The sequence below is a fragment of the Micromonospora sp. HK10 genome (genome assembly GCF_000982955.1).
Lineage (GTDB): Bacteria > Actinomycetota > Actinomycetes > Mycobacteriales > Micromonosporaceae > Micromonospora.
Map to the genome: position 1 here is coordinate 1 of NZ_KQ058823.1, position 9,716 is coordinate 9,716.

Annotated in this window: 2 protein-coding genes; both read left to right on the forward strand. The window is 76.1% G+C overall.

Annotated elements, in window-relative coordinates; all coding sequences use genetic code 11:
• A partial coding sequence (locus LQ51_RS14570) for an SDR family NAD(P)-dependent oxidoreductase (RefSeq protein ID WP_046566118.1) occupies positions 1–3,867 on the forward strand: 3,867 nt, incomplete at its 5' end.
• A 26-nt stretch (positions 3,868–3,893) separates the two neighbouring features.
• Positions 3,894–9,716, forward strand: a 5,823-nt coding sequence (locus tag LQ51_RS14575) for a type I polyketide synthase (protein WP_046566120.1), incomplete at its 3' end; no start/stop codon positions are given.

Consider the following 9,716-nt stretch of genomic DNA (forward strand, 5'->3'; position numbering starts at 1 on the left):
CTGGCCACCGCGCACACCCACGGCCTGCCCGTCGACTGGCGACCGCTGCTGCCCGCCGCTGTCCCGCCGGCCGAGCTGCCCACCTACGCGTTCCAGCGGCGCAGCTTCTGGCTGCAGGCGCCCCCGACCATCAGCCAGGCCAGCGACCTCGGCCAGACCCGGACCGAGCACCCGTTGCTGGCCGCCGCCATCGACCTGCCCGACCAGCAGGGTCACCTGTTCACCGGACGACTCACCCCCACCAGCCAACCCTGGCTCGCCGACCACGCCGTCACCGGCACGGTCCTGCTCCCCGGCACCGCCTTTGTGGACCTGGCCCTGCACGCCGGACACCACACCGGACACCCTCACCTCGACGACCTCACCATCGAGGCCCCCCTCACCCTCCACCCCGACAGCGACCTGCACCTACACGTCGAGGTCGGACCCGACCAGGACGGGCGACGAAGCATCGCCGTACACACCCGCCCGGCCCAGGACGACACCTGGACCCGGCACGCCACCGGCACCCTCAGCAGCGCCGTACCCGCCCCGGCCGGCGACGGTCCCGCCGCCTGGCCGCCACCGGGCGCCAGCCGGGTCCCCACCGACGCCCTCTACGACAGCCTCACCGCCACCGGCCTGCACTACGGCCCCGCCTTCCAGGGCGTCCGGGCGGTCTGGCAGGACGGCGACACCCGGTACGCCGAGGTCCACCTGCCCGACGAGGTGCCCGCCGGCGGGCACGGCCTCCACCCGGCGCTGCTCGACGCCGCCCTGCACCCGATGGCCCTCGCCGGCGGCGCCGACGAGATCCGGCTGCCGTTCGCCTGGGCCGGGGTGGCCCTGCACGCCGTCGGCGCCCGGCAGCTGCGGGTACGGCTCGAACCGGCCGGCGACGGCACCCTCCGGTTGTCCGCCACCGACCCGGCCGGCAACCCCGTCGTCACGGTCGACGCCCTCACCGTACGGCCGCTGCCCGCCGGGCAGCTCGGCGGTGACCGGGCGGTCCGGGACAGCCTGTTCCGGCTCGACTGGGTGCCGGTCACCGACCTGCCCGAGGTCTCCGCGCCGCGCTGGGCGGCCCTCGGGGCGGTGCCGTCCGGGCTCGGGGCGCCGGTCGACGCGTACCCGGATCTGGCGGCGCTGACCACGGCGCTGGCCGGCGGCGCCGACGTACCCGAGGCGGTCCTGGTGGTCGCGGACCCGGACGGCGCGCCCGGGGCCGACCTGGCCCGGGCCGCGACGCACCGGGCGCTGGACCTGGTGCGGACCTGGCTGTCCGAGCCGGAACTGGCCGGGTCGCGGCTGGTGGTGCTGACCCGGGACGCGGTCGCGGCCCGCCCCGGTGACACCGCGGCGGCCCTGGCCGCGGCGGCGGTCTGGGGCCTGTTGAAGACCGCCCAGGCCGAGCACCCGGACCGGTTGGTCCTGGTCGACCTGGACGGGCACGCGGCGTCCGCGCCGGCGCTGGCCGCCGCGCTGGCCACCGGGGAGCCGCAGCTCGCCATCCGCCGGGGCGCCGTGCACGCGCCGCGGCTGGCGCACGCCGGCACCGAGGGCATGCTCGCCCTGCCCGACGGGGACGAGCTGTGGCGGCTGGTGCTCACCGGCTCCGGCACGCTGGACAGCCTCGCCGTGGTGCCGCACGACGAGGCCGGGCAGCCCCTCGCCGCCGGGCAGGTACGCGTCGCCGTGCGGGCCGCCGGCCTGAACTTCCGGGACGCGCTGCTCGCGTTGGGCATGGTCACCACCGACACCCGCCCGGTGATGGGTGAGGCGTCCGGGGTGGTGGTCGAGGTGGCGCCGGACGTCACCACGGTGGCCGTCGGCGACCGGGTGATGGGCCTGATGATCAGTGGCATCGGTCCGCTGGCGCTGGCCGACCACCGGTTGATCACGCGGATGCCGACCGGGTGGTCGTTCGTCGAGGCGGCCGCGGTGCCGGTGGTGTTCCTGACCGCGTACCACGGGCTCGCCGACCTGGCCCGGATCCAGCCGGGCGAGACGCTGCTGCTGCACGCCGCCTCCGGTGGCGTCGGCATGGCCGCCCTGCAACTGGCCCGGCACTGGGGCGTCGAGGTGTACGGCACGGCCAGCCCGCCGAAGTGGGACGCGCTGCGCGAACAGGGCCTCGACGAGCGGCACATCGCGTCCAGCCGCACCCTCGACTTCGAGGAGCAGATCCGGGCCGCCACCGGTGGCCGCGGGGTGGACGTGGTGCTCAACGCCCTCGCCCACGAGTTCATCGACGCGTCGCTGCGGCTGCTCGGCACCGGCGGCCGGTTCATCGAGATGGGCAAGACCGACATCCGCTCGGCCGACGACGTCACGGCCGCCCACCCGGGCGTGTACTACCAGGCGTTCGACATCATGGACCCCGGCCCGGACCGGGTGCAGGAGATGCTGGCCACGCTCGCCGCGCTCTTCGACAGTGGGGCGCTGCGGCCGCCGCCGGTCACCGTCTGGGACATCCGTCGGGCGCCGGAGGCGCTGCGCTACCTGAGCACCGCCCAGCACGTCGGCAAGGTCGTGCTGAGCATGCCGCCGCAGCCGGACCCGGCGGGCACCGTGCTGATCACGGGCGGCACCGGCGTCCTCGGCGGCCACCTGGCCCGGCACCTGGTCACCGCGCACGGGCTGACGAACCTGCTGCTGACCAGCCGCGCCGGGGAGGCCGCGCCGGGCGCGGCGGAGCTGCGGGCGGAGCTGACCGCGCTGGGCGCCCGGGTGACCGTGGCGGCCTGTGACGCCGCCGACCGGGACGCGCTGGCGGCGCTGCTGGAGGACGTGCCGGCCGAGCATCCGCTGACCATGGTGGTGCACGCCGCGGGCGTCATCGACGACGGCCTCCTGGCCGCGCTCACCCCGGAACGGGTCGACGCCGTGCTCCGCCCGAAGGTGGACGCGGCGTGGCACCTGCACGAGCTGACCAGCGGGCTCGACCTGGCCGAGTTCGTGCTCTTCTCCTCGGCGGCCGGCACCCTGGGCACCCCCGGGCAGGGCAGCTACGCGGCGGCCAACGCGTTCCTCGACGCGCTCGCCGTACGCCGGCACGGGCAGGGCCGCCCCGCCACCGCCCTGGGCTGGGGGCTCTGGGCGCAGACCAGCACCATGACCGGCCACCTCGGCCAGGCGGACCTGGTGCGGATGGCCCGGTCGGGGGTGAGTCCGATCCCCACCGACCTGGGGTTGGCGCTGTTCGACGCGGCCCGGGCGCTGGCCCTGCCGCACGTCGTACCGACCCGGCTGGACGTACGCGCGCTGGGCACCGACCCGGAGGCGCTGCCGGCGGTCCTGCGCGGCCTGGTCCGCCCGGCCGCGCGGCGCGCGGTCACCGGGGCCGAGGCGTCCGCCGACGGCGGCGTGGACGGCTGGGGCCGGCGGCTGGCCGGACTGTCCCGGGAGGAACAGCACGAGCAGCTCCGCGGGCTGGTCCGCGCGCAGGTGGCCACGGTGCTGGGGCACGCCTCCCCGGACGGCATCGACGAGGGGCGGGCGTTCAAGGAGCTGGGCTTCGACTCGCTCACCGCGGTGGAGCTGCGCAACCGGCTCAACGGCTCGACCGGGCTGCGGCTGCCCGCCACGGTGGTCTTCGACTACCCCACCACCGAGGTGCTGGCCGAGTACCTGCGCCAGCAGCTCGCGCCCGCCGAGGCGTCGCCGGTCGACGCGCTGCTGGCGGAGCTGGAACAGGCCGAACGCCGGCTCGACGACATCTCCGGCGACGGGGAGTCGCGGGGCCGGTTGGCCGCCCGGTTGCAGCACCTGCTGGCCCGGCTGGAGGAGGCCGACACGCCGGGCGCCGACGCCCCCGAGGTGGTGGCCGAGCAGCTCGCCGCGGCCAGCGACGACGACCTCTTCGCCTTCATCGACAACGAACTGTGACCACCGACCGCCGCGAGGGGCCCCACATGTCCAACGAGGAAAAGCTCCGCGACTACCTGAAGCGGGTGACCGCGGACCTGCACAGCACGCGGCAGCGGCTGCAGGCGATCGAGTCACGCCGGCAGGAGCCGATCGCCGTCGTGGGGATGGCCTGCCGCTATCCGGGCGGGGTGCGTACCCCGGACGACCTGTGGCGGCTGCTCGTCGCGGGCGGCGACGCGGTCGGTCCCTTCCCGACGGACCGGGGCTGGCACGTCGACGACTTCTACGACCCCGACCCGGACCGGGCCGGCCGGATCTACGTCCGGGAGTCGGCGTTCCTGTCCGACCCGGGCGGGTTCGACGCGGACTTCTTCGGGATCAATCCGCGCGAGGCGCTCACCATGGATCCGCAGCACCGGTTGCTGCTGGAGGCGAGCTGGGAGGCGTTCGAGGGGGCCGGGCTCGACCCGGCCCGGCTGGCCGGGACCGCCGTCGGGGTGTTCACCGGCGTGATCGCGCAGGACTACGGCCCGCGCACCCACGAGCAGGCCCGCTCGTACGAGGGCTACCTGCTGACCGGCACCACGACGAGCGTGGCGTCGGGCCGGATCGCGTACACCCTCGGTCTGGAGGGGCCGGCGGTCACGCTGGACACGGCCTGCTCGTCGTCGCTGGTAGCGACCCACCTGGCGTGCCACGCGCTGCGCCAGGGCGAGGTGAGCATGGCGCTGGCCGGCGGGGCGACCGTCCTGCCGACGCCGCGTGCCTTCATCGAGTTCAGCCGGCAGCGCGGGCTCGCGCCGGACGGGCGGTGCAAGGCGTTCGCGGACGCGGCGGACGGGACGAACTTCGCCGAGGGGGTCGGCCTGATCCTGCTGGAACGGCTGAGTGACGCCCAGCGCAACGGCCACCAGGTCCTCGCGGTGATCAGGGGCTCGGCGGTCAACCAGGACGGCGCCAGCAACGGCCTCACCGCCCCCAACGGCCCCTCCCAGCAGCGCGTCATCCGCCAGGCCCTCGCCAACGCCCGACTAAACCCCGCCGACGTCGACGCCGTCGAAGCCCACGGCACCGGCACCACCCTCGGCGACCCCATCGAAGCCCAGGCCCTGCTCGCCACCTACGGCCAGGACCGCTCGGAGCCGCTCTGGCTCGGCTCCATCAAATCCAACATCGGCCACACCCAGGCCGCCGCCGGCGTCGCCGGCATCATCAAGATGGTCCAGGCCATCCGCCACGGCGTCCTGCCCAAGACCCTGCACGTCGACGCGCCCTCCTCGCACGTCGACTGGACCTCCGGCGCGGTCTCGCTGGTGACCGACGCCACCCCGTGGCCCGACCACGACCGGCCCCGCCGGGCCGGCGTCTCCTCCTTCGGCATCAGCGGCACCAACGCCCACGTCATCGTCGAGCAGGCCCCGGCCGCCGACCCGGCCCCGGAGGAGCAGGGCCGGCCGAGCGTGACCATCTCCGCCGCCGGCGCGGCGGGTGCCGCCCCAGCGGTCGCCCTGCCGTGGCTGCTGTCGGCGAAGACCCCGGCGGCGCTGCGCGACCAGGCGTCCCGGCTGGCCGCCCACCTCGACGAGCACCCGGACCTCGACCCGGCCCCGGTCGCCCACGCGCTGGCCACCACCCGCACCACGTTCGCCCAGCGCGCCGCGATCGTGCCGGCCGCGCCGCGCGCCACCGAGGACGAGCCGCACACGGCGGCGGACCTGATCGCCGCCCTGCACGCCCTCGCCACCGACACGGCGCACCCCGGCCTCGTCGCGGGGTCGGTGCGGGACGGCAAGGTCGCGTTCCTGTTCACCGGCCAGGGCGCCCAGCACCCCGGCATGACCGCCGACCTCCACACCCGCTTCCCCGCCTACGCGACCGCCCTCGACGAGGTCTGCGCGGCCCTCGACGCGCACCTGGACCAGCCACTGCGCGAGGTCATGTGCGGCACACACACCGACCTGCTCGCCCAGACCCGTTTCACGCAGCCGGCCCTGTTCGCCGCCGAGACCGCCATGGTCCGACTCCTCGGCACCTTCGGAATCCGACCCGACTACCTCATCGGGCACTCCATCGGGGAATTGACCGCCGCCCACATCGCCGGGGTCCTCGACCTCACCGACGCCGCGACGCTGGTCACCACCCGCGCCCGACTCATGAACACCATGCCCGCTGGCGCCATGCTCGCCGTCACCGCACCCCTCGACCGCATCCGGCCGATCCTCGACGCCCACCCCGACGTCAGCCTCGCCGGACACAACAGCCCCACCTCACTCGTCCTCGCCGGGGACACCGACACCATCGACGCGGTCGCCGCGCAGCTCGCCGAGGACGGAGTGCGCGCCCGGAAACTGCACGTCGCGCACGCCTTCCACTCCGCGCACACCGACGCCATCCTCGACGACTTCCGAGCAGCCGCCGCGACCATCACCTACCGGCCCGCAACCATCCCGATCGTGTCCAACCTCACCGGACAGGTCGCCACCGACGACCAACTCGCCGACCCCGACTACTGGGCACGCCACATCCGCGAGACCGTGGCCTACGCCGCCGGGACCGAAACCTTGCACGGCCTGGGGGTCACCAATTTCATCGAGGTCGGACCTGACGCCACCCTGAGCACCCTGACCGGGGAATCCCTCACCGACGCGACCGCCGTCGCCACCCAACGGCGCGGACACGACGGCACGGCCGCTCTGCTCACCGCCCTCGCCACCGCCCACACCACCGGCGTCGACGTCGACTGGACGCCGCTGCTGCCCGGCCAGAACGCGCCGGCCATACCGCTGCCCACCTACCCGTTCCAGGAGCAGCGGTACTGGCTCAGCCCGCCCGCCACCGTCACCGACGCCAGCGACCTCGGCCTCGGCAGCCCCGGTCACCCGCTGCTCGGCGCCACGGTCAGCCTCGCCGACGCCGACACCCACCTGTTCACCGGCCGCATCTCCACCACCACCCACCCCTGGCTGGCCGAGCACGTCATCGCCGGCACCCCCCTGCTCCCCGGCACCGCCTTCGTCGACCTCGCCCTGCACGCCGGCCACCACACCGGACACCCCCACCTCGACGACCTCACCATCGAGGCGCCCCTTGCCTTCACCGGGCCCGGCGCCGTCGACCTCCAGATCGAGGTCGGCGCGCCCGACGGCGACCGCCGGCCGGTCAGCATCCACTCCCGGCCCGCCGGCGAGGAACCGGACGGGGCCTGGACGCGGCACGCCAGCGGCGCGCTCAGCCGTACGGCGGTCGCGGCGGAGCCGCTGCCGGCGGCGTGGCCGCCCCCCGGCGCGGCCCCCGTCGAGGTGGACACCCTCTATGCCGAACTCGTCGACGCCGGTGTCGCCTACGGCCCGGCGTTCCAGGGGGTACGCGCCGCGTGGCGGGACGGCGACGTCGTCTACGCCGAGGTCGCGCTCGCCGAGGACACCACCACCGACGGGTACGGCGTGCACCCCGCCCTGCTCGACGCCGCCCTGCACCCGCTCGCGCTGGCCGCGCTGCGGGACGCCCCGGCCGGCGCGCCGCCCGCGGTGCGGCTCCCGTTCGCCTGGTCCGGGGTGAACCTGGCCGCGACCGGCGCCCGGCAGGTGCGGGTCCGGGTCGCTCCCACCGCCGGTGGGGCAGCCACCATCACCGTGGCCGACCCGGCCGGGCAGCCCGTGGTCACCGTCGAGGCGCTGGCCATGCGGGCCGCCCCCCGGCCGGGTGAGCGGCGCGGCAGTCCCCGCGACCTGCTCACCGTGGGCTGGGTGCCGGTCGCGGCACCGGCCGACCCGGCGCCGACCCGGATCGCGCTGGTCGGCCCGGCGACCGTCCCCGACGGCGGCACCGACCTGCGCTACGACAGCCTCGCCGCGCTCGACGAGGCGCTCGCGGCCGGGGCACCGCCGCCGGACGTGCTGGCCTTCACCGCCCCGACCGCCACCGGCCCGGACGTCCCGGCGGGCGCGTACGAGTCGGTCCGGCAGGTCCTCGACCTGCTGCGGTCCGGGCTGGCCGACGAGCGGTACCCGGACGTCCGGCTGCTCGTGCTGACCCGTGGCGCGGTGCCGGCCGGGCCCGGGGAGACCGTCGACGACCTGGGCGGCGCCGCCTGCTGGGGGCTGGTCCGCACCGCCCAGTCGGAGTATCCGGGCCGGGTGCTGATCGCCGACCTGGACGGCCGGGCGTCGTCCTGGCGGGCGCTGCCGGCGGCACTGGCCACCGACGAACCGCAGCTCGCGCTCCGCGACGGCGAGGCGTACGCGCCCCGGCTCGGGCGGCTGCCCGACGGCGGGCGGCTCACCCCGCCGGCCGGGGCGACCGCCTGGCGGGTCGACGTGCCGGTGCCGGGCACCCTGGAGAGCCTGGCGCTGGTGCCCTGCGACGCCGACGGGCAGCCACTCGCGCCCGGACAGGTCCGGCTGGCCGTCCGCGCCGCCGGCCTCAACTTCCGCGACGTGCTGCTGGCGCTCGACATGTACCCGGGCAGCGCGCTGATCGGCACCGAGGCGGCCGGCGTGGTCGTCGAGGTGGCCGGCGACGTCACCGGCCTGGCTCCCGGCGACCGGGTGATGGGCCTGGTCACCGGCGGGATGGGCCCGTACGCGGTGACCGACCGCCGGCTGCTGACCCGGATGCCGGCGGGGTGGAGCTTCGCCGAGGCCGCCACCGTGCCGGTGACCTTCCTGACCGCCTACTACGGGCTGGTCGACCTGGCCGCCCTGCGCCCCGGCGAGACGCTGCTGGTGCACGCCGCCGCCGGTGGCGTCGGCATGGCGGCGGTGCAGCTGGCCCGGCACTGGGGTGTCGAGGTGTACGCGACCGCCAGCCCCGGCAAGTGGCCGGCGGTGCGGGCGCTCGGCGTCGCCGAGGACCACCTCGCCTCCTCCCGTACCCTCGACTTCGAGCCCGCGTTCCTGGCCGCCACCGGCGGTCGCGGCGTGGACGTGGTGCTGGACGCCCTGGCCCGGGAGTTCGTCGACGCGTCGCTGCGGCTGCTGCCGCGCGGCGGCCGGTTCATCGAGATGGGCAAGACCGACATCCGGCAGCCGGACGAGGTCGCCGCCGCCTACCCGGGGGTCGCGTACCGGGCGTTCGACATGATGGAGGCCGGGCCGGACCGGATCCAGGAGATGCTGGTCGAGCTGGCGGCCCTCTTCGAGCGGGGCGCGTTGCGGCCGCTGCCGTTCGCCGCCTGGGAGGTGCCGGAGGCGCCGGCCGCGTTCCGCCACCTGGCGCAGGCGCGCAACGTCGGCAAGGTGGTGGTGACCCTGCCGGCGCCGCCCGACCCGGACGGCACCACGCTGGTCACCGGGGGCACAGGTACGCTCGGCCGGCTGCTCGCCACCCACCTGGTGCGTACCGGTCGGGCCCGGCGCCTGCTGCTGGCCAGCCGGCGCGGCACCACGGCGGCCGGGGCGGCGGAGCTGGTCGCCGAGCTGGAAGCACTCGGCGCGACGGTCACCATGGCGGCCTGCGACACCGCCGACCCGGCGGCGGTCGCCGCGCTGCTCGCCGGGGTGCCCGCCGGGCACCCGCTCACCGCCGTCTACCACACCGCCGGCGTGACCGACGACGCCGCGCTGCACACCCTGCGTCCCGAGCAGCTGCGGGCGGTGTTCCGGCCCAAGGTGGACGCCGCCTGGCACCTGCACCGGGCCACCCGGCACCTGGATCTGTCGGCGTTCGTGCTCTACTCGTCCATCGCCGGCACCCTGGGCGGGCCCGGCCAGGGCAACTACGCGGCGGCCAACGCCTTTCTCGACGCGCTCGCCCAGCGCCGGCGGGCCGCCGGCCTGCCGGGCACCGCGCTGGCCTGGGGGCTGTGGGCCGACACCAGCGGCATCACCGGCCAGCTCGACGCCACCGACCAGGCCCGGATCGCCCGC